Annotated in this window: 18 protein-coding genes; 6 read left to right on the top strand and 12 right to left on the bottom strand. The window is 45.9% G+C overall.

Annotated elements, in window-relative coordinates; all coding sequences use genetic code 11:
- Positions 1-81 precede the first annotated feature (81 nt).
- Together GO755_RS09105 and GO755_RS09110 are read right to left on the bottom strand one after the other, a co-directional pair.
- The gene (locus GO755_RS09105) at positions 82-612 is read right to left on the bottom strand and encodes a GrpB family protein (RefSeq protein WP_157584440.1); all 531 of its coding nucleotides are present in this window, start codon (positions 610-612) and stop codon (positions 82-84) included.
- Between the two features lie 2 nt (positions 613-614).
- On the bottom strand, positions 615-1,778 hold the full coding sequence (locus GO755_RS09110) for a cysteine desulfurase family protein (RefSeq protein ID WP_157584441.1): 1,164 nt from the start codon (positions 1,776-1,778) through the stop codon (positions 615-617).
- A gap of 105 nt (positions 1,779-1,883) precedes the next feature.
- Here GO755_RS09110 and GO755_RS09115 point away from each other — a divergent pair, with 105 nt between their 5' ends.
- Positions 1,884-2,765, top strand: a complete 882-nt coding sequence (locus tag GO755_RS09115; RefSeq protein WP_157584442.1) for a mechanosensitive ion channel family protein — start codon at positions 1,884-1,886, stop codon at positions 2,763-2,765.
- 2 nt (positions 2,766-2,767) lie between these two features.
- Here the strand turns inward: GO755_RS09115 and GO755_RS09120 are convergent, their stop codons facing one another.
- Complete coding sequence (locus GO755_RS09120) at positions 2,768-4,033, bottom strand: BamA/TamA family outer membrane protein (protein WP_227686901.1); 1,266 nt, start codon at positions 4,031-4,033, stop codon at positions 2,768-2,770.
- Between the two features lie 250 nt (positions 4,034-4,283).
- On the opposite strand from GO755_RS09120, the gene GO755_RS09125 reads away from it, so the two are divergent.
- Both GO755_RS09125 and GO755_RS09130 read left to right on the top strand, forming a co-directional pair.
- Positions 4,284-4,898, top strand: a complete 615-nt coding sequence (locus GO755_RS09125; protein ID WP_157584443.1) for a hypothetical protein — start codon at positions 4,284-4,286, stop codon at positions 4,896-4,898.
- Positions 4,899-4,976: 78 nt separating this feature from the next.
- A complete protein-coding gene (locus GO755_RS09130) occupies positions 4,977-5,570 on the top strand; it encodes a hypothetical protein (protein ID WP_157584444.1) in 594 nt (197 codons plus the stop codon).
- A gap of 68 nt (positions 5,571-5,638) precedes the next feature.
- Here GO755_RS09130 and GO755_RS09135 read toward each other — a convergent pair whose 3' ends face one another.
- From GO755_RS09135 to GO755_RS09150, 4 genes are all read right to left on the bottom strand, one after another.
- On the bottom strand, positions 5,639-7,042 hold the full coding sequence (locus GO755_RS09135) for a tetratricopeptide repeat protein (protein ID WP_157584445.1): 1,404 nt from the start codon (positions 7,040-7,042) through the stop codon (positions 5,639-5,641).
- 206 nt (positions 7,043-7,248) lie between these two features.
- Positions 7,249-8,262: an NAD-dependent epimerase/dehydratase family protein gene (locus GO755_RS09140; RefSeq protein ID WP_157584446.1), complete on the bottom strand. Its 1,014-nt coding sequence runs from the start codon at positions 8,260-8,262 to the stop codon at positions 7,249-7,251.
- Positions 8,243-8,746, bottom strand: coding sequence for a hypothetical protein (locus GO755_RS09145; protein WP_157584447.1), 504 nt, complete (start codon positions 8,744-8,746; stop codon positions 8,243-8,245). The genes GO755_RS09140 and GO755_RS09145 overlap by 20 nt, the downstream gene beginning before the upstream one ends.
- A complete protein-coding gene (locus GO755_RS09150; protein WP_227686902.1) occupies positions 8,739-10,031 on the bottom strand; it encodes an AAA family ATPase in 1,293 nt (430 codons plus the stop codon). Before GO755_RS09150 ends, GO755_RS09145 begins: the two co-directional genes overlap by 8 nt.
- 14 nt (positions 10,032-10,045) lie before the next feature.
- Here GO755_RS09150 and metG point away from each other — a divergent pair, with 14 nt between their 5' ends.
- Positions 10,046-12,094 (top strand): methionine--tRNA ligase, encoded by a 2,049-nt coding sequence (gene metG / locus GO755_RS09155; protein WP_198174786.1) that lies wholly within the window; start codon positions 10,046-10,048, stop codon positions 12,092-12,094.
- Positions 12,095-12,153: 59 nt separating this feature from the next.
- On the opposite strand, the gene GO755_RS09160 is transcribed toward metG, so the two are convergent.
- Positions 12,154-13,407 carry a DUF2264 domain-containing protein gene (locus GO755_RS09160; protein ID WP_157584449.1) on the bottom strand — a complete coding sequence of 418 codons (1,254 nt, stop codon included), beginning with the start codon at positions 13,405-13,407 and terminating at the stop codon, positions 12,154-12,156.
- Positions 13,408-13,491: 84 nt separating this feature from the next.
- Positions 13,492-14,823 carry a Gfo/Idh/MocA family protein gene (locus tag GO755_RS09165; protein ID WP_157584450.1) on the bottom strand — a complete coding sequence of 444 codons (1,332 nt, stop codon included), beginning with the start codon at positions 14,821-14,823 and terminating at the stop codon, positions 13,492-13,494.
- Between the two features lie 138 nt (positions 14,824-14,961).
- Here GO755_RS09165 and GO755_RS09170 point away from each other — a divergent pair, with 138 nt between their 5' ends.
- Positions 14,962-16,722: an ABC transporter ATP-binding protein gene (locus GO755_RS09170; protein WP_317165821.1), complete on the top strand. Its 1,761-nt coding sequence runs from the start codon at positions 14,962-14,964 to the stop codon at positions 16,720-16,722.
- A 5-nt stretch (positions 16,723-16,727) separates the two neighbouring features.
- On the opposite strand, the gene GO755_RS09175 is transcribed toward GO755_RS09170, so the two are convergent.
- Entirely contained in the window at positions 16,728-17,051 is a 324-nt protein-coding gene (locus GO755_RS09175; protein ID WP_157584452.1) for a hypothetical protein, read from the bottom strand.
- Positions 17,052-17,112: 61 nt separating this feature from the next.
- On the bottom strand, positions 17,113-18,402 hold the full coding sequence (locus tag GO755_RS09180; RefSeq protein WP_317165822.1) for a hemolysin family protein: 1,290 nt from the start codon (positions 18,400-18,402) through the stop codon (positions 17,113-17,115).
- Positions 18,403-18,521: 119 nt separating this feature from the next.
- Here GO755_RS09180 and GO755_RS09185 point away from each other — a divergent pair, with 119 nt between their 5' ends.
- A complete protein-coding gene (locus tag GO755_RS09185) occupies positions 18,522-19,229 on the top strand; it encodes an NUDIX hydrolase (RefSeq protein WP_157584454.1) in 708 nt (235 codons plus the stop codon).
- A gap of 102 nt (positions 19,230-19,331) precedes the next feature.
- On the opposite strand, the gene GO755_RS09190 is transcribed toward GO755_RS09185, so the two are convergent.
- Entirely contained in the window at positions 19,332-19,844 is a 513-nt protein-coding gene (locus GO755_RS09190; RefSeq protein WP_157584455.1) for a heme-degrading domain-containing protein, read from the bottom strand.
- Positions 19,845-19,977: the final 133 nt, after the last annotated feature.

The raw sequence follows: 19,977 nt of genomic DNA on the forward strand, positions 1-19,977 counted from the left end.
GATCGATAAACTAGTTCAGGCTAGAATCCGACGATAGATTTCTAGCGACATGTAAATCTACAAGTGCAATTTCTAGTGGATTTACTGCTTCTTTATAAACCAATTGAGTGCATCTGCCTCATGATTCCTGACCCAATCGGCCTTCTCCACATTATAAGCGAGCGAATCAAATGGGTGTAGGCTTGCCGCACGACGCTTTTCCTGCTGATAAGCCTCTACAACCGCTGGATGTGTTCGTAAATAATCCCGAAAAGCCAGATGTCGTGTGATATCAGGAGACGTCTCAGCAAAGAAATGCACATTGATTAGGCGATTGCCGTTAGCATCCGTTAACGTACAGAATCGTCGTTGAGCAATCCCATATTCTCCATACCATTCATAGCCTAATCCCTCGACAAGAGATCGCTGCTGATCCAGTATATCCAGTGAATAGACGATCGGCATTAAATCGATAATGGGTTTGGCTGCCAGACCGGGTACGGATGTTGAACCAATATGTTCTACAGTAATCAGATTAGGCTCTAATACCTGATAGAATCGATCACTTTCCCGTTGAGCCCAAACAGGCCAATCAGGATTGTACGTTTCGATAACGACAGGATGACTTGGCATTATTATTTCACCAGCTCTTTCTGGTAAAGCCCTACCAGTGTATCGACGGCATAGTCAATCTCCTCCGCCGTGTTATATTTCCCGAATGAAAACCGGACGTAACCGCGATCTGGGTCCAGCCCTGGTAGCGCCCCCAACACGTGCGAACCAATACTTGATCCACTCGAACAGGCCGAGCCGCCTGAGGCCGAAATACGGGCAATGTCCAAACTAAATAACAGCATATCGCTCATGTCTGATGCAGGCAGGCTCACATTCAACACTGTGTACAAACTATTGTCTACATCTACCGAATCGCCATTGAATCGAACATCGGGCATTTTCTCCCGCAGTTGATTAATCATCCGGCTTTTCAGTGACGTAATGTGCTGTTTATGAGCATCCATATCGCGATAGGCGATTTCCAAGGCCTTCGCCAGACCAACAATCCCATATACGTTTTCGGTACCGCCCCGCATGTTGCGCTCCTGAGCTCCTCCATACATAAACGGGTGAATTTTTACATGCTCTGCATTGACATATAAAAAACCAACGCCCTTTGGTCCGTGGAATTTATGCCCTGCTCCAACAATAAAGTCGACGGGTAACTGCTGAAGATCGTGCCGGAAGTGGCCCATCGTCTGCACCGTATCGGAGTGAAAAATAGCGTTGTAAGAACGGCACAAATCCCCTACCCGATTCAAGTTCAGCAAGTTGGCAATTTCGTTGTTGCCGTGCATGAGCGATACCAGCGAGCGAGGCATTGTGCGTAACAACTCTTCCAGATGAGACAGATCAATATGGCCTTTTTCGTCTATGTTGACGAGGCTTAATTGAATAGTCCCCTGTTCGGCCAAATGCTGGAGTGTATGCAAAACAGCATGGTGCTCCAACGGCGACGTAATCGCATGTGTTAGTCCATAGGTTTCAATACTGCTTCGAATGGCCGTATTATCCGCTTCGGTACCACCCGATGTAAAGAAAATTTCGGCGGGTGATGTATTCAGCAAAGACGCGACCGTTTTGCGCGCTTTTTCGATAGCGGTGCGCACCGCCCGTCCGTGACTATGAATGGAAGATGGATTGCCAAAATGCTCCGTCATAAGCGGCAACATAGCCTCTAGCACTTCGGGGTCAAGTCGGGTTGTTGCAGCGTTATCCAGGTAAATAGCAGCGGTGGGTGTCATTGTCGATGAGGTTTGTCTACCTTACAAAGGTACGGCGATTCCGTTTACTGATGAAACACTATCCAAATCTGCGTCGTTCTATTCGTATAACTAGTCACTTATCTAATGAATTTTACGCAGGCTGCCGGGCTTATTTACTCAGAACTATCTACCTGGATTCGGACCGCCATACGCTATACGCCCAAGCTAGCCGTAGCCTTACTACTGCTTGTCTTCTTCACTTTCCTATCGCGTTGGATGAGTCGTTGGGTTGTGCGGGGGCTGGATCGGGTTAGCAACAACGTCTCCTTAATTAACCTGACAGGGGCAGTCATGCGGGTTGTTGTTCTGTCTGTCGGGCTGTTTGTTGCTTTGGGTGTATTGGGCCTGGACAAGACAGTAACGTCATTATTGGCTGGAGCTGGGGTTATTGCTCTGGCTGTTGGATTCGCCTTTCAGGATTTAACAACCAATTTTATTTCGGGGGCAATGATCGCGCTGGCCCGTCCCATTCAGGTTGGCGATACGGTCGAAACGAACGGCTATACGGGTAAAGTGCTGGACATTAAACTGCGATCCATCGTGATGGATAATGGCCAGGGACAAACCGTCGAGATTCCCAGCAAAGACGTTTTTCAGAAACCGATTACTAACTTTTCCCGAATTGGTCAACGACGCATTGAAGTCTCCGCTGGTATCTCCTATCTGGATGATATGGCAACGGCACAGCGTCTGGCCAAGGAAGCCGTCTCAGTTCTACCCTTTGTGTTGCCAGACCATCCGGTTGAATTACACTACCGTAATTTTGCCGATGCTAATGTCCAGTTTGTGCTCTGGTTCTGGATTAAGCCGACGATCACAAATTCGCAAATGGCGCTGAGCGAAGCTATGATTGCGGTAAAAAAAGTGTTCGATGAAAATCAGATCCTGATTGTGTTTGCCGGACAGACGTTTGATCTGAAACAGAAGCTTGCCACGAGTCAAATCCCCGATGCGGATAAGAAATAATGTTAAAAAACCTCTCCCAAGTTCAGGAATAATCCCTGAGAACCACCAATGCCGAAACCGTAGTCGACAGCCAGGTTCAGGTTTGAATGTTTATTGATTTTAATACGCAACCCAACGCCACCACCGGGCAGGAGTTTCCCGAATTGATTTGTATTTGGGTAATCGCTGAAGGTCTGCATATTGGCAAATACAACGCCACCCAATAAGCCGTTATTGAGCAATACTGTCCGATATTCGGTTTCCAGATAGATCATATTTCGCCCACGAAATCGACCCTGAGTATATCCTCTTCCCAGGTTCGAGTGCGTATCCCAGCCTGTGCTGGGCAGGTCTAAGTACGGTGCCTGACCACCAAAAGTCAGCCAGTTTACATTCCAGAATGTCAGAATATGCCGACCATCGTCCGATAAAGGCACATACTTTCTGAAATCAGCCAAAACCGACTGCCAATTCTGATCGCTGCCTAACCAGCGTAGATTAGGGCGAACTACCAGGCTTCCAAAAAATCCACTCTGGGGGTTATTAGGATTACGTCGATTGGTATACTGAAAGCTAATGGTTGCCCCCGACGACACCGACTTATCCGTCGATCCGTATTGCTGGAAATCATTGTTCAATTGGGGCGTTTTATTCTCTTCCCGAATTTTCCAGTGATAATCGAGCGCGTAGCCAATACCAATTGAGAAATTAGTGGCCACCTGCCGTAAAACCGACTGGTATAATCGCAAATAGGAATATTTCAATTGATCATCGACATCAGTCCTTGAATTATCTCCCAATCCAAAATTGTCTGCCGAATAGTCATAATAACGATAGTCCGTCACAATATTGTAGCGGTTCCCTTTGGTCCAGAGGTTCACTTCAACCGGGACAATGATCTGTTGGTATTGCGTGTATTGAGGAGTAAAATAAATGACCGATACATTTTGTTTCGGGTCGGCGCTGGTAAATGACAGGTTCGCATTTAAACCGACAGCAAAGCCAGTTTGCAACGCATAGGCCAATTCGGGAAAGACAGATGGATGAAATCCTGGCTGTTGTCCTTCGGCAGTACGGTGGCCTTTCTTGTTGATGAACCGATAGTATACATCCCAGACATCGGCTGAGGTATCGGTTTTAGCTACTGGAGGTTGGCCGTCAATAGCCAAACGACTTGAATCCGTTTGCGCCCAAGTTACCATCGGCAAAGCCAGCACTAACAACATGCCGACAAGTAACAAGCGGTATACAAAGCTAAAAATCAATAGGCCGTTAGTCGGCTTATTCATAGTAAACCAGATCAAATTAAACTCTGTTGCCTAACCCATTCACGTAACATTCCGTTCATTTTACTTCCTTAGGCATATGCTCCCTATTATTAAGGGGTGTTTTCAGCACTATCTATTCGACTTTCAAATCATCATAACCACACCATTTTTTGCTAACCAACCAACTGAAAATATAGTTAAATTAACGTTAATACATATTTAGAAAATAGTAGGGACCGTTTTAGGAAAAATATCACAAACCAGCACACCCATGAAAACCTTACTTACTGGTATACTATTGACCTTATCAACCTATGCCACCTTTGGCCAGGCAGGCCGTACGACACCCATGTATCGTGGCTATCCCGTTATTATTCCTCGCCCAGCCACTCCGTATGTGATGCCAATCATTTATCAATTGCACGACGGCGATGCCAGACTCACAGATGGTTCGCAGTTACGAGGGCGGTTTATGTACAACAAGAATAGTTCGTTTACCTTCTATCAGGATGGGCATTCACCAGGCAAAACTATTCCCGCTTATAAATTCGAATACCTGAAACTGGCAGGCGCTGATACAACCGCAACACCTCGCACAGATTCGACTGTTTTTCTGCGGGTAAAAAACCAATTATGCCGCCGATTAACCGTTGGAAAAGTTGGCCTTTACGACCAAACTTATTCTGTTAACGAGGATAAAGGCAAAATTGGGAATACGTTATTGACTTGGAGTGACGATGGAAAAATAAAACGTTTACGAACGTTAGAGGAGGCAAATCAATGGTTTTATGCTGTTTGTCAGCAGAATAACTGGCCTAATTCGGATATTTTCCTGAGCAAAACCGAAATCATTAAACGCCTGGCACAACTTGACCCAACTCCATAACCTCTGTTTGCTACTACAAATGAGTAAAGTATGTTATATTAATGCGACAATTAGATGTTCTCATAAAACTATTCCGTTATGAAACTTATCGCAGCTATCACTGTCGCTCTGTTTAGCATGGCCACTATTTCACGAGCCCAGGTTCATCACACGGCTCCAAGTACCGTTTACATTCCCGTCAATCAGTCCCCAAGTATTGACTACAAATACCATGATGGTACAGCTTTACTAATAGATGGAACCATTTTACAAGGTCGCTTTCAATTCAACGGAAGATCTTCCTTTATCTACCGAGCTAGCAGCCAGGCTCCCAAGATGAGGATTGGTTTTTCAATGATTCGACGTTTGGGGCTTGCGGGTGCCGATACCTTAGTCACAGATCGAACTGATTCAACTGTTTTTGTTCGACAAGGGCATCACCTCTTCCGCCAATTAGCGAACGGGTCCATTGTTGTATTAGATCAAAAATTCGCCGTTGATGAAGAGCGTGGAATAATTGGCAGAAAACTATATGTGCTGGATGACAATAGTGAACTCTATAAATTCACTTCGCTCCAAAAGCTTAATCGGTGGTTTTACGCCTATAAGGAACGATCAGGCAAAAAACTGCCAGACGTTTATCTGAATAAAAACGAGATCGTTAAAGCAGTCGCTCAGTTAAACGATGAATAGCTTCTAAAGCTAAAAAGTCGCTCTCCAATGTTGGAGAGCGACTTTTTAGCTTTAGAAGGATTCTATACTTATTCTTTTTTGTACTGCTGAATAATCTTGTACAACGCTTTCTGCTTTTCTAATTCAGGGAAGAATTCGAACAACTGAACATGCGCATCGTAATCAAGCGAGAGAGCAGCTTCCAATTGAATAAGTGCCTCCCGATAATGGCCAGCATGAATCAAATAAACAGCGGAACGATAATATAGATCAGCATCGGTTGGCATATCATTAATGCCCGATTGGATAATATCATTCGCCCGCAGGAAATCGCCCTGATCGAACGGCACCAGTGACCAGGTCAAGTACACATCAGGATTTTCGGCATCTACCTCCGCTGCTTTTTCAAACGCTTCAACGCTCGACAAAACGTTACCAATTTTATACTCGGTTTCAGCAATGGCAATGTAATATTCACCATTCTGATCGTTCAGTTTGACGGCTTTTTGCAGAAATGGCAGCGCTTCATACCATTTACCTGATTCGCTCAAGCAAACCCCGATACCATACCAGGCTTCGTCCCACATGGCATCTAACTTGATCGCTTCGCGGTACTCCTTAATGGCGTCGGGCAGACGATCCTGTTTTTCCAGGCTAGCTCCAAGATGACAATACGTATCGGCGGTAGCCTCCTCGTATTTCAGCGTCTCGCGGTAACAATGTTCGGCCTTCTCGAACAACCCCAGATTCATGTAGGTATTACCCAAATTGAAATGGGCCGACGCGAAATCTTCCTTAATGATGACGGCGTAATCGTAGGCTTCAGCAGCTTCAGAATACCGGGCTAACTTGCTGTAGGCAATGCCCATGTTATACCAGGCATTGTACGAATAAGGGTCCGTATCAATCAGTTGCTGATAATACGACAGACTATTTTCCAGTTCGCCCGTTACATCCAAACAAAACGCCAGTTCATACAGCGCGTTTTCATTGTTGATATTCAGCGCGATCGACTTTTTGTACTGGGTGATAGCTTCATCATATTTCCCCCAGTTCTGGTAACTCTGTCCGAGTTGAAACAGGATATCATCCTTATCCTCCGCTCGGTCAAGTAATTCTTCCAGTATCTGAATGGATTCCTCATACCGACCGGCCATGTTCAGCACAGAACCCTGCATAAACGGCACATCGAGGTCACCGGGATTAAACAATGAAGCCCGTTCCAGTAACTCCAGCGATTCATCGAATCGTTGGAAATTAGCCAGAATCTGGGCTTTATCAAGCATTAGTTCCAGCGCATATGGAAAGTTTTCCAGACCTGATTCGGCGGCTTTTAACGCCTTGTCTAAATCACCCTGGTTGAGATAATGCTCAACCATCTGTTCATAGACATCCAGGTCGAAAAACTGGCTTTGTTGCTGGTCCAGCATCTGCTCAAAACGCCGGATTGATTCTTTAATATCGCCTTCTCGTTCTTCGAACTCTTGCTCCATGTATAAAAAATTTACGACCGTGGCGCCGTGATCCGGCATTCCGGTACAGGTTCGATTTACAGGTTGCGATTTATAAATCACGATAAAATCGTACTTCGTAAATCACGGATAGGGGACGCATCAACGATGCGATTTATCCTTTGGCATTGAAATATATATCCAAAAAAACAAAACTGCAACCCTCGGCCCGAAAATTTACAAACCCATTAAAACGTACCAAACGCAGCAGTTATTCGCCGTAACGTTTCACTTAATGGTCGGTACTGAAAATCAATTACCTGCTTTATTTTCTGCCCATTGTACTGGTAAAGTGAACTCGCCGACCGGGCCGTTTCGCGCGTGATGAGTGGCGCCTTACCCGTCATCCATGCCCGAACGGCCTCCAGTGGCCAGAGCAATCGTGTCAGCGCAGGCGCTACCCGCATAGTGGGTGGGCGCTTGTTCAGGGCGGTTGCTACTTGTTCTAACAACGAACGATAGGGAATGGTGCCCCCATTCAGGATGAACCGCTGTGCTGTTATATTGGATTGCATCAACTGCACAAGCGCGTCCGTTACATCGAGGACATCTACGTAATTGACAAGGCCAGCTGGATAAAACAGCTTCTCGTTATAAACATATTTGATGAGTTGCAGGCTGCTTCGATTCCAGTCGCCCACCCCAAGTACAATAGATGGATTGACCATTACGGCATTAAGTCCTTCGGATACTCCCCGCCATACCTCTAACTCAGCCCAGTACTTGGTTTTGGCATAAACTGAATTAGCCGGCGAATCCACCCATTTCTGATCATCATCAATAACAATAGCCTCATTAGGATTCTCTCCTTTCGCCACTGGTCGGCCCAGCGATGCGACCGAACTGACATAACCCAACTTACGTACCCCCGCGTTCAGACAAACGTTCACGACATTCGCGGTACCTTCCACATTGATTTGCTCCATACGGTCGCGGTCTTTCGGCACGAACGAGACAATCGCAGCGGCATGAATCACATCTATACCTGGAAAGATCGCCGTTTCGAGCGATGGAATATCAAGTACATCTCCTTCGTGCCAAGTAATTTGATCAGCTATATCGGCCAGCATTCCATAGCCACTTTGCGGCCGGTACAAAACCGACACTAGATACCCATCGGCCAGATATCGTCGGGCAATGTGGGACCCAATGAAACCCGTTGCACCGGTAATGAAAACAGAGTTAGGTAGTGATGAAGTCATTCAGGATGCGTTCAAGCGTTTGGAAACCAGGAGCCTGGCGAGTGTGGAGATCGGTAAGAAGGCGGAGGTAGTTGGGATCAGAACCGATTGTCGTTCGCTTCATCAATTGACACAATCGTTTTAGGTTTGATGTAAACCCGTATTCTGCCAAATCAATAGCTACTTGTTGAGCATTCCAGATTAGAAATGTTTCGATGGCTTTATCAATTACCAATAGATAGTGTTCAACAAGTTGTTTCTTCTTAAAGATAACTTTATTCTCAACCGTAATTGTATCAAAATCGTCAAAGTAAGTGGGCGTTCTCTTATCATTATCAACAAAACCAATTAGTATAAACTCAGGATGATTTACCAAACCTAGCGCCATTTCTTTGGCCACATTTGGAATGCCAAACACATGGTCAACTGGTTTCTGATCATTTACAATAACCTTAACTAATGCTGTATCCGCATAGCATTCAGGTATCATGCGGATATTAGGCATTCGGTTGATATTTTTCGAGGTTGTAAAATATATCAATACCGAAATCCATTACTTCACGCAGTTCATTTGAGGTTAATGCCCGAACTTTAGTTTCGTAGTTTTCATAATAGGTCACGAATACATTCAGTTGATCATCAGTAAGATTTTCAATTAGTGTCTGTAGCAAGTAAGGGCTATGAGTAGTAACGAAAAATTGGTTTTCCTCACTATAAATCATTCGATACGTCAATTCCTGTGTATAGGGCGGAAACGAATGTACTTCAGGCTCTTCCAGCACAATTACAGAATTCGCATTTGACTCAATAGCCGCCAGATAAAAGGCATAGCGTTGAAAGGTATCTGCTATGTTTGAATAAGGGTAATCGTAAACGTATCCGTCTATTTGCTTCTGAACCGAAAACTTTCTGTCTTTTTTTGAAAGAACTAGATTCAATCCATTAGGTCTAAATACTTCAGCTAAGTCCTTTCTTATTTCTTCATTGTGGTCAATAACGTTGAAAAGATTATTACCATAGGGTGGCAAAAGATAATTCTGTCCAATCTCACCTATATTATTAGTCCCATTGAATTCATAGCGCTTTATAGGATTTCCTGCCAACCGAAAGTAGGAACCGTACTCAAGCTTCTGGCCTTTTGATCCACCAAAACCAAAAACTTTTATATTTTCATAGCAATTTTCTTCAGGGTTACTATTTTGAGGATTTATTAGAAGGTCAGATAATACAGTTAATAACCTTTCAAAATCTTCTTCTTTCATTAATCCTAATCTATAATTATTCACAGCTTGATTAGCGTACTTAATCCACTCTTCATTCCCAATAAAGAAATAATAAAGATGAGACGCAGAATCGTAAGCAAGTTCACTAGAAATTTTGTCTGTTTTTATACTAGCATTAATATTGATATCGTCATCATAAAATAAATTGGATAAAGAAGTAAATCTAACAAAGTCCTTAAATAGCCTTTTGCTCTTTTGTACATCACTATAACTCGCTCCCAACAACCCCAATCCCTCCAAAATATTCGACTTCCCTACATTCGGCTTGCCAATAAATACATTCACTCGCTTACAGTCCAGCCGGAGGTCTTTGATGGACTTGAAGTTTTTGATTTCAACCCAGTTAAGGAAATTATTCGTATTCGGTGCTGTGTTCTCCATAGTAGCCCGGTTCGCTGAAGCAACAGCGAGTTTGCGTAAACATAACAACGTTCGGGCCTGAATTGCTAATTTTGCCCAAAAATGGGTTTGAAGTTGATGACGCCCTAAACGTCGAACCTCAAACATCGACCCTCAAACTGATGTTAGAAAATCCCCAACGCTATACCGTCACGGCGGCTCTCATTTACGCCAACGGCCCGATTCACATCGGCCACATTGCTGGATGCTACCTCCCCGCCGACATTTATGTGCGCTACCTCCGCTCAACGGGTAAAGATGTCGCTTTTATCAGTGGCACCGATGAACATGGTGTCCCCATAACTATTAAAGCCAAAAAAGAAGGTATTACCCCTCAGGAAGTCGTTGATAAATACTATGTTCAGATAAAACAGGCGTTCAGTGACTTCGGTATCTCATTTGATATTTACTCGCGAACATCCAATCAAATTCACCACGAAACCTCGCAGGAGTTTTTCACGAAACTCTACGAAAAGGGTGATTTTGATGAGGAAGTTACGGAACAGTATTACGACGAAGTAGCCGGTCAATTCCTGGCCGACCGCTATATTGTGGGTACCTGCCCGGTTTGCGGCAACCCAAACGCATACGGCGACCAATGCGAACGCTGCGGCACTGCCCTTAGCCCGACTGAACTGATTGAACCGCATTCGATGCTGTCCGGCTCCAAGCCCGTAATGCGCTCGACAAAAAACTGGTTTCTGCCTTTGGATCGGATGCAGCCGACTATTGAAAAATACGTTAACAGCCATACTGAATGGAAAACGAACGTATTTGGCCAGTGTCAGTCGTGGTTGAAAGAAGGCTTGCGCCCCCGTGCCATGACACGCGACCTCGACTGGGGTATCAAAGTGCCATTACCCGACGCGGATGGTAAAGTACTCTACGTTTGGTTCGACGCGCCTATCGGCTACATTTCGATGACCAAAGAATGGGCTGCCGAGCAAGGACGCGATTGGGAACTGTACTGGCGCAATGAACAGACCAAACTTGTACACTTTATCGGCAAGGATAACATCGTTTTCCACTGCATCATCTTCCCAGCGATGTTAATGGCGGAAGGCAGTTATATCCTGGCCGATAACGTACCTGCCAACGAGTTTATGAACCTCGAAGGCGATAAGATCAGTACATCGCGGAACTGGGCGGTCTGGCTCCACGAGTATCTGGAAGAGCTACCCGGCAAGCAGGATGTATTGCGCTATGTACTAGCGGCCAATGCGCCCGAAACCAAAGACAGTGAGTTTACCTGGAAAGATTTCCAGACCCGTAACAACGCCGAATTGGTGGGAATCTTCGGTAACTTCGTAAACCGCGCAGTGGTGCTGACGCAGAAATTCTGCGACGGTAAAGTTCCTTCCACTGGCGAACTGACAGACTATGATAAGCAAGTTATTGACGAGTTAGCGCAGTTTCCCGACCGAATCGGACAATCTATTGAAAACTATAAATTCAGGGAAGCCTTAGGACTTCTTATGGATCTGGCGCGGCTGGGTAACAAATATCTGGCCGAAACCGAACCCTGGAAAGTTGTCAAGACCGATCCGCTGCGAGCCAACACGATCCTGAATATTGCCCTACAAATCTCGGCCAACCTGAGTATTGTTTGCGAGCCGTTTCTGCCGTTCACGTCAGAGAAACTACGCAGCCAATTAGGTATTACTGAGCATTTCAACTGGACGAACGCGGGCCGTGCTGATCTCCTGGTTGAGGGTACTCTATTAGGTAAAGGCGCATTGCTGTTCGCCAAAATTGAAGACGACGAAATCAATACACAGATTCAGAAATTACTGAATGCCAAACGAATGAATGAGTTAGAAACCAAGACAGTACCCGAATTACGGTCTGAAATTACGTATGATGATTTCGCCAAGATGGATATCCGCATCGGTACCATTACCGAGGCCGAGCGCGTTCCTAAAAGCGATAAATTACTCAAACTGAAGGTAGACGACGGCTTGGGCGGTCGTCAAATTCTGAGTGGTATTGCCAAGCATTTCGCCCCTGAAGAGATCATTGGCAAACAAGTAACGTTCCTGGCAAACCTAGCCCCGCGTAAGATGATGGGCTTTGAGTCTCAGGGAATGATCCTAATGGCCGAAGACCGTGATGGAAAACTGGCGCTTATCGCTCCCGGCGACGCAGTCTGGAATGGCGGAACAGTGAGTTAAAGCTGGACCGATCTAGATTAAAAAAAGCTGAGAGACCTTCATCTCTCAGCTTTTTTATTTTACCCCTTTATCGCATGGTCGGTTTTCACATCCTGCCCTGACCAGATCTTCTTAGACGTCCAAGCAACCGTCGGACTTGACCAGAATGGGTCTGATGCGGGTAAACCCAGCGGTAGAAACGCCACGGAGCATAAGTATAAACTTCCCGTCGAAATATAGGTCTCGCCAATAGAAGGCTGGTGGCCACACAAACCGATTTGAAGCCAGCCTTTTGCATCGAATGTATCGGGGGCGTCCAGTGTTCGGTGCATCACCGCAGTTAGTGCAGAGCGCACTTGACCAGGTGATAATTCTGGGGGTAGGTTCCCTTGTAAAGCGATCTGAGATAATAGTTGAAACGCCCCGCATCGATACGCTAACGAACGGCCAAAAGCAGCAAATGAACCATCGGGATTAATAAGCCGCTCCTGTACCATAGCGTAACGTTGGGCGTGAGTCAGCAATGGTTCGTATAAACTTTTATCTGCTTTTCCGGCATCGACCAGAGTTTTAACCACATCCAGTAGCATCGGCTGAATCACGTAGCTGTTATAATAGTCCCAGTGAAAGTCAGGCCCATCACCATAGGCACCATCGCCTTTGTACCAGGATTGATGTTGCCGAATAGCGTAGTCCATCCGCACTTCATCGCCAGAACCGGTATATTTTAGTAAAGCAGCTTCGACCATCGCGGTAAACAACAGCCAGTTACTATACCCCGGTTTAATTACCCGACTTGCCTGTAAGGCCTTCACAACATTCGCTTGTTCCTCTGCATTTAACGCATGCCACAGTTTCGGAGCACGTAGTAAGCCATGCGCCAGAAAAGCAGAATCGACCAGCGGTTGACCGCCCTTCGTAAAATTCAAATAATCGGCCGATTGTGGGTTTACACTGTTGGAAATGGCCTGTTTAGCAAGCATCAGATATTTTTGCCGCGAGCGACCTTCGGGCGAATCATCTGGTCCTAACTCCAGCCAGGGAGCCAGGCCAGCCATAGTCCGACCCAAAGCTTCAAGATGAGATACCTCTATGCGGCTTGCTTGTTGACCAGGAGCCGACTCAACAGGCATTGCCACTTTCAGTCGATTCTGCGCCAGAGACGACAACACAGGGTGTGCAATTTTCAGTAAGGTTTGTAGCCAGTAAGATCGGTCATCAGTAGCGGCCTCGATACCTGACGAAAATTCCGTAGGGTTGACAATAGCTTTCTGATTAACGCTCAAACTAACAGGTAATGCGGCAGCTAACCGGGCAAATGTGCGTCGTTTCATTTAAATAGAAGACCTAGTGTGGTCAGAAGAGTCAACTATAGTTCCTGACAACTTCTGACTACACTTGGCCATAATTGACAATTTTTATACAACTGGCTTCCAGCCTTTTTCGTACTCGCGACTCCACAATTTCATAGCCTCCTTGTCGTGCAGAATATGACCATTCGCTGGGTCGGTGTGAATAATGTTCCCGGTACGGTGAGCAATGTTAGCCAGATGGCAAAGCAACACAGATTTATGTCCCTGAGCAATGTCGGCATTGGGTTTGGCCTGTCCTCGAACGCTTTCGAGAAAGTTGCTTAAGTGATAAGCATCTAGTTGTTCGCCACCTGGACTAACCGCATTTGTCGAGGAACCCGTTGGCGCATCCCCTTTTACATCTTTAATGACTTTACCACCCAAATCCAGGATCTGGTAATCCGGTCCACTTTGCGGAGCAGACAACACGCCTTTATCGCCATAAATTGTAAAGCCACGGCCACTTTTTTCAGGACCAAATGCCTGACAACTCAATCCTTCCCAGGTAATAGACGCTTTATCGCCAAACTCAAACGAAGCAACTTGTGTATCAGGAGTTTGCCAGTCATCGCCTTTATAGGCATAGCGCCCACCCACTGAAGTTACTTTTGTTGGAAAGTCCACGCCCAGTAGCCAGCGGCAGCAATCTATTTCGTGCGTACCGTTGTTACATGCTTCGCCAGTTCCCCAGTTCCAGAACCAATGCCAGTTATAGGGTACGACGTTGTCCTGATACCCTTTTCGGGGAGCCGGTCCTTGCCACAAGTCCCAATCGAGCGTGGCTGGAACTGCAATCGATTTGCCAGTACCAATCGGTTTACGATTATTGTAATACCAGGCCCGAGCAAAATAAGGTTTTCCAATGGCCCCATCACGAATGTCCTGAGCTGCCTGCTGAAGCGTTGGCCACGAACGACGCTGGCTACCCATTTGCACAATACGGTTGTGGTTACGGGCAGCCTCCAAAAGCCATTCACCTTCCTGTGGGTTATGCCCGCAAGGCTTTTCGACATAGACATGTTTGCCTGCCGAACAAGCCAGAATTCCTGCGGGAGCGTGCCAATGGTCAGGTGTGGCAATAGCGACAGCGTCGAGATCTTTACGCTCTAGTAGTTTACGAAGATCTTTTATAACCGTCGGCTTGCGCGTTTGGCCTGCTTTTTCGACGGCTTTCAGACCATTTGCAATCGCGCCGTCTTCCACATCGCAGATGTAGCCGACTTCGGCACCAGGTAATTTCGAGAAAATCCCCGCCAGCCAGCTTCCTCTGGACTGGACTCCAATCAGGCCAATCACTAGTTTCTCATTCGGTGCATTTCGTCCAAAAATCGGAAAGGGTAAGATTTGGGTTGCCAGTCCGGCAACAGCGGTGTTCTGAACAAAGGCTCGACGGTTCATCTCAGGACTTGATTTCGTAGTTAGGTACTAAAGCGGCAAAAGGCAAGGTTCTTACTGTTTCCTGCCTTTAGGGTACAAATTCGGAAACGTTCGGCCGAAAAATGCTGTTACCTTTTTGAACTCGCCATTTTGCTTTCCGTGAACGAAGAACAGAAAAGCGGTCGGATTTTTGACCTTGCCATACTCCGACGGCTATATGCGTTTGTAAAACCATACCAAACGCGCTTTTATCTCCTGATTGGGATTATTATGCTGGCCGCCTGCCTGGCGCCCTTGACTCCTTTGCTCATTCGCTATACGATCGACAACATTATTGCAATGGGCGACTATGAGAAACTAACCCAAATGCTGATCGTGATGATCGGTGTGCTGATTGTGCAGGCTGTTGTCCAGTTTTTAAACACGTATCTATCAGGCTGGTTGGGTCAGTATGTAATCCGTGATATTCGAACTCAACTGTACCGAAAAATTCTGCACTTACGGCTTAAATTCTTTGACAATACACCCATTGGTCGTCTGGTTACGAGATCCATTTCTGATGTTGAAACGCTGGCTGACGTATTCAGCGAGGGAATGGCCGCCATTGCAGGCGACATTCTGCAACTAGTGCTCATTATTGGCGTCATGATTTACACCGACTGGCGGTTAGCCGCTATCAGCCTATCAACGATTCCTCTGATGCTGTTTAGCACGTATGTCTTTAAGGAGAAAATCAAAAAATCATTCAATGAGGTGCGAACAGCCGTGGCTAACCTGAACTCATTTGTACAGGAGCATATCACAGGCATGAACATCGTCCAGATTTTTGGCAGCGAGAAAATCGAGGCCGATAAGTTTCGCGCCATCAACGATGAGCACCGAGCGGCTAATATCCGCTCCATCTGGTACTATTCCGTTTATTACCCCGTTGCTGATATTATTTCCGCAGTAGCGGTTGGTTTAGTAGTCTGGTATGGTGCAACTCAGATTATACATTCTGACGTCACGTTTGGGACTGTGACGGCATTCGTAATGTTTATCAATCTGTTTTTCCGCCCCATTCGGATGCTGGCTGACCGTTTCAATACACTCCAGATGGGTATCGTCAGCACCGATCGGATTCTTAAGCTCTTAGACAGTGATGAATTTACTGTAGATAATGGTACTTATGCACCAGAAACTATTCAGGGTAAAGTCGAATTCGATCATGTCTGGTTCGCTTATAATAACGAAGATTGGGTATTACGCGACATTTCATTCCGAGTCAATGCGGGCGAAACGGTAGCATTTGTGGGTGCTACGGGCGCAGGCAAATCGTCAATTATCAACCTGTTGAGTCGATTTTATGACATCAATAAAGGTGATATTCGGGTCGATGGCGTTGATATTCATAACTACGAGCTGGGCCATCTGCGCCGAAATATTGGCGTTGTCTTACAGGACGTTTTCCTATTTTCCGATACCATTGAGAATAATATCACTCTGGGCGACAAGACAATAAGTCACGAAAAAATAGTAGAAGCCGCCAAATTAGTTGGGGTTCACGACTTTATTGAGCGTTTGCCGGGTGCTTATCAGTATAACGTAATGGAGCGTGGTTCAACACTCTCCGTTGGACAGCGGCAATTGATTTCGTTTGTGCGAGCTATGGTGCAGGACCCAAAAATCATTGTCCTCGACGAAGCCACCTCATCCGTCGACACCGAAACAGAAGAGATGATTCAGAACGCAATCAGCAAACTGATGAAAGGACGCACTGCCATTGTCATCGCTCACCGCCTGTCGACCATTCAGAAAGCGAATAACATTATTGTAGTTGATAAAGGCCGCATTGTTGAGCAGGGGAACCACGAAGAGTTACTTCAGCACGAGGGTTTCTATGCAAACTTATATCGTATGCAGTATAAAGAAGTCGTGTAATTCAGTCACTTACCAAAAATTCGCTCCTCTTCTTCGGGTCCAGCTCCGGAAGTACCTTCTGTAATGACATCGTGACCCGACACATTAGGCTTTGCATTAGTAGGTCCGGGACCACTGCCATCCAGTGCATAGGCAATCGAATCAGCCAGATTATCAGGCGCTATTTTGGCTTCCTCGGCGGGGTGTTCCTCAACTGACTTAGGATACTCTTCGCCATCCTGCTGGTTGATAACTTCTTCATCAGCAGTAGGATCATTTTCCATTCCGGTTGGCACACGGCTGGAGTCTGCGCCGGTTAACTCGCTGGAACTAGGCATCAGATATCGCATGGTCGTCGATGAATTAGTTTCCATCTATAACCTACAATAGGGTGTAGCTGTTTGAAAATGGCTATTCCTCAGTTAATTTCTTCACTAGAATCTTATCGATCCGGCTTTTGTCCATATCCACAATCTCGAATTGGTATTTATGCCAGACAAACGTTTCGCCAGCTTTAGGAATATCTTTCAGGATGTGTAACGCAAAACCGCCGAGCGTGTCAAAACCCGTTAATTCACGTCTCGTCTGGGCAGTTATATTGATGGAAAAGTAAGACAGAAAATCTTCAAAAGGCAATTGAGCATCAATCAGGAATGAGCCGTCTTCACGTTCGCGGATTTCGTAATCAGAATGAATATCATCGTTGATATCGCCAACCAGTACATCCAGAATATCATTGAGGGTAATAATTCCTAAAACGCCACCATATTCATCAACAATTGCCCCAACATATTGACGGCGTTCTCGGAATCGCTCCAGCACCTGATAAGCCTTATTATTTTCAGGAATGAATAAAGCATCCCGTTTCATATCATTAAGGCGTAGTAGTTCTGTATCAAGGTCTTTACCCAAAAAATCTTTCGAATAAATTAGCCCCACCACTTCATCAACGCTACCGTTGCAAAGCGGATATACCGAATGTCTATATTCCAGAATCTTAGCTTTGTTTTCGGCGGGTTCGTCTTCCAGATCGAGATAAACTATTTCCTGCCGGTTGGTCATCAACGAGGTAATCTTGCGATCGCCGAGCTGAAACACATTTTGAACAATTTCCTGTTCAATTTCTTCAATAGCGCCACCTGAGGTGCCTTCCTGAATCAAACTTTTTATTTCTTCCTCAGTCACAGCACTCTCATTCGGCTTGATATTCAGTATTTTGAGCAGTAAATCGCTCGAAACCGTAAGCAATGCAATGAACGGAGACGTTAAACGAGAGAGAAAAATCATGGGGGCAGCCATTGTTTTGGCGATGCCTTCCGGATTCGACAAGCCAATTCGCTTCGGCACTAATTCGCCAAATACCAGCGAGAGATAGGTCAGCAAAAACAGGACTAATACGACTGCTACCGAGTGAGCGTAAGGGCGCACAAAGTCTATTTGCGCTACAAAATTCTGAACGTCGTCGGTCAGTTTATCTCCCGAAAAAATACCGAGTAAGATACCGATCAAGGTAATACCGATCTGCACCGTCGATAGAAATCGGTTAGGCGAATTCGACAAATCGAGTGCTACCTGCGCACGACGATCGCCATTTTTAGCAGCTGATTCTAATTTAGACTTGCGCGACGAGACCAAAGCGATTTCTGACATTGAGAATACGCCGTTCAGAATCGTTAGAAGTAAAATAATAAGGAGTTCCACAAAGGAAGAAAGTTGACCTGTTGCAAAAATATAGAAACTGAATTGGTTTGCAACAGAATTGACCGTGTGACAGACCATCAGTTTTACTACTTTTACGGTTTGAACCGCCTATTGTCCTGATGATTGTTTTCATTAACGACCGCCCGATTCGGCTCGTTGGCCCCAAAGCCGCTGCTCAACTGACCAATTCTGAATCGGCTAACCAACCGACTTTTACGGATTATGACGAGATTGTTGATGCTCGTCTGGAGACGCTTAAAGCTGATGCGCTGCATGGTCATCTGCTAATCCTGAACGCGACGCCTGCTACCGTAAGCAAGCTGCTTAGTTTACTCCAAAAAGCAGATGCAGGCCATCTGCTCTCGGTCACGTTAGGTTGTCTTGATAAAGACGATTGTGAAGAAGCCATAAAAAAGCCATTCAAAGTCATTAAGGCAGCTGGAGGAATCGTTTTTAAAGGCGACAAAATGCTGCTGATGTTCCGGCGAGGTGTTTGGGATTTACCAAAAGGGAAGCTTGATCTTGGAGAATCGTCGAAACAGGGAGCTGCTCGCGAAGTAGAGGAAGAAACTGGTGTTCGGGTATCCATAGGCGATCGCATCTGCACAACCTGGCACACTTATAACCTGAACGGCAATCGGATTCTGAAGCGCACCAAATGGTATCGCATGGGTGTTCTGGACGATAGTCGTATGACTCCCCAGGCAGATGAGGATATTGAGAAACTAGCCTGGCTTGATCCGCGCGAAACGAAACTCGCCTTAACGAACTCGTTTAGCTCGATTCGCTATGTAATTGATGAAGCGGGGAAAGGAAAAAAAGTATAGGCATTTGCCAGTCAAGGGCGTTCACTAACGCCCTATCGGTTCGGTCGTTCTGGGCATGAACTGATCTTCAATTAGCCCTGTGCCAACACTATGTGGTAGTTGCTAATTCGTATCACTCAACGCCAGCTCGCTAAGTGGGCAATTGAGCCAGGTGGCCAGCACTTCGACAATCACATTGTGGTCTTCGCGCTGAGGCAGTCCCGAAATAGTAATGGTGCCCACGAAACCGCTCCCGCGAATCCAAATCGGGAAGCAGCCACCGTGTGGGGCATAGTCCCGAACAGCAAGGCCCGCCTTATCCAAAAGAGTAGTTTGATTTTTCTTTAGCTCAAGTCCGATGGCATAGGAACTTCGATGATAGTGTAGCACCACATTTCGCTTACGCCGAATCCAGTCTACATTGTCGGGCGTGGTACCCGGCATGGCAAAGAAAAACAGTGGTTGTCCTGTAAACTGAATGTCGATGGCTACGGCCTTACCACGGGCCTCGACGGCATCTTTAAGTCGCATGCCCAGTTGCCAGGCCGTATCGTTTGTAAAGACATCAAATTGAAGCTGTTCTTCCTGAAGCGCCAGCCGCGCCAGATCGTTGGTGAGGTCGATTGTTGAATCCATCCGGTAAACTTAATCGAAATAGAGGATAGAAAACTGCTTGGCCAAAAAAGTTAAGGGTTGGCCATAGGATTTTTTTTAGCTGGTCGTCTAATGACTTAAATAACAATCATCGTCTAAGATGTAAACTAAAAAA

Origin of the sequence: Spirosoma arboris (assembly GCF_009754945.1) — a bacterium.
GTDB lineage: Bacteria > Bacteroidota > Bacteroidia > Cytophagales > Spirosomataceae > Spirosoma > Spirosoma arboris.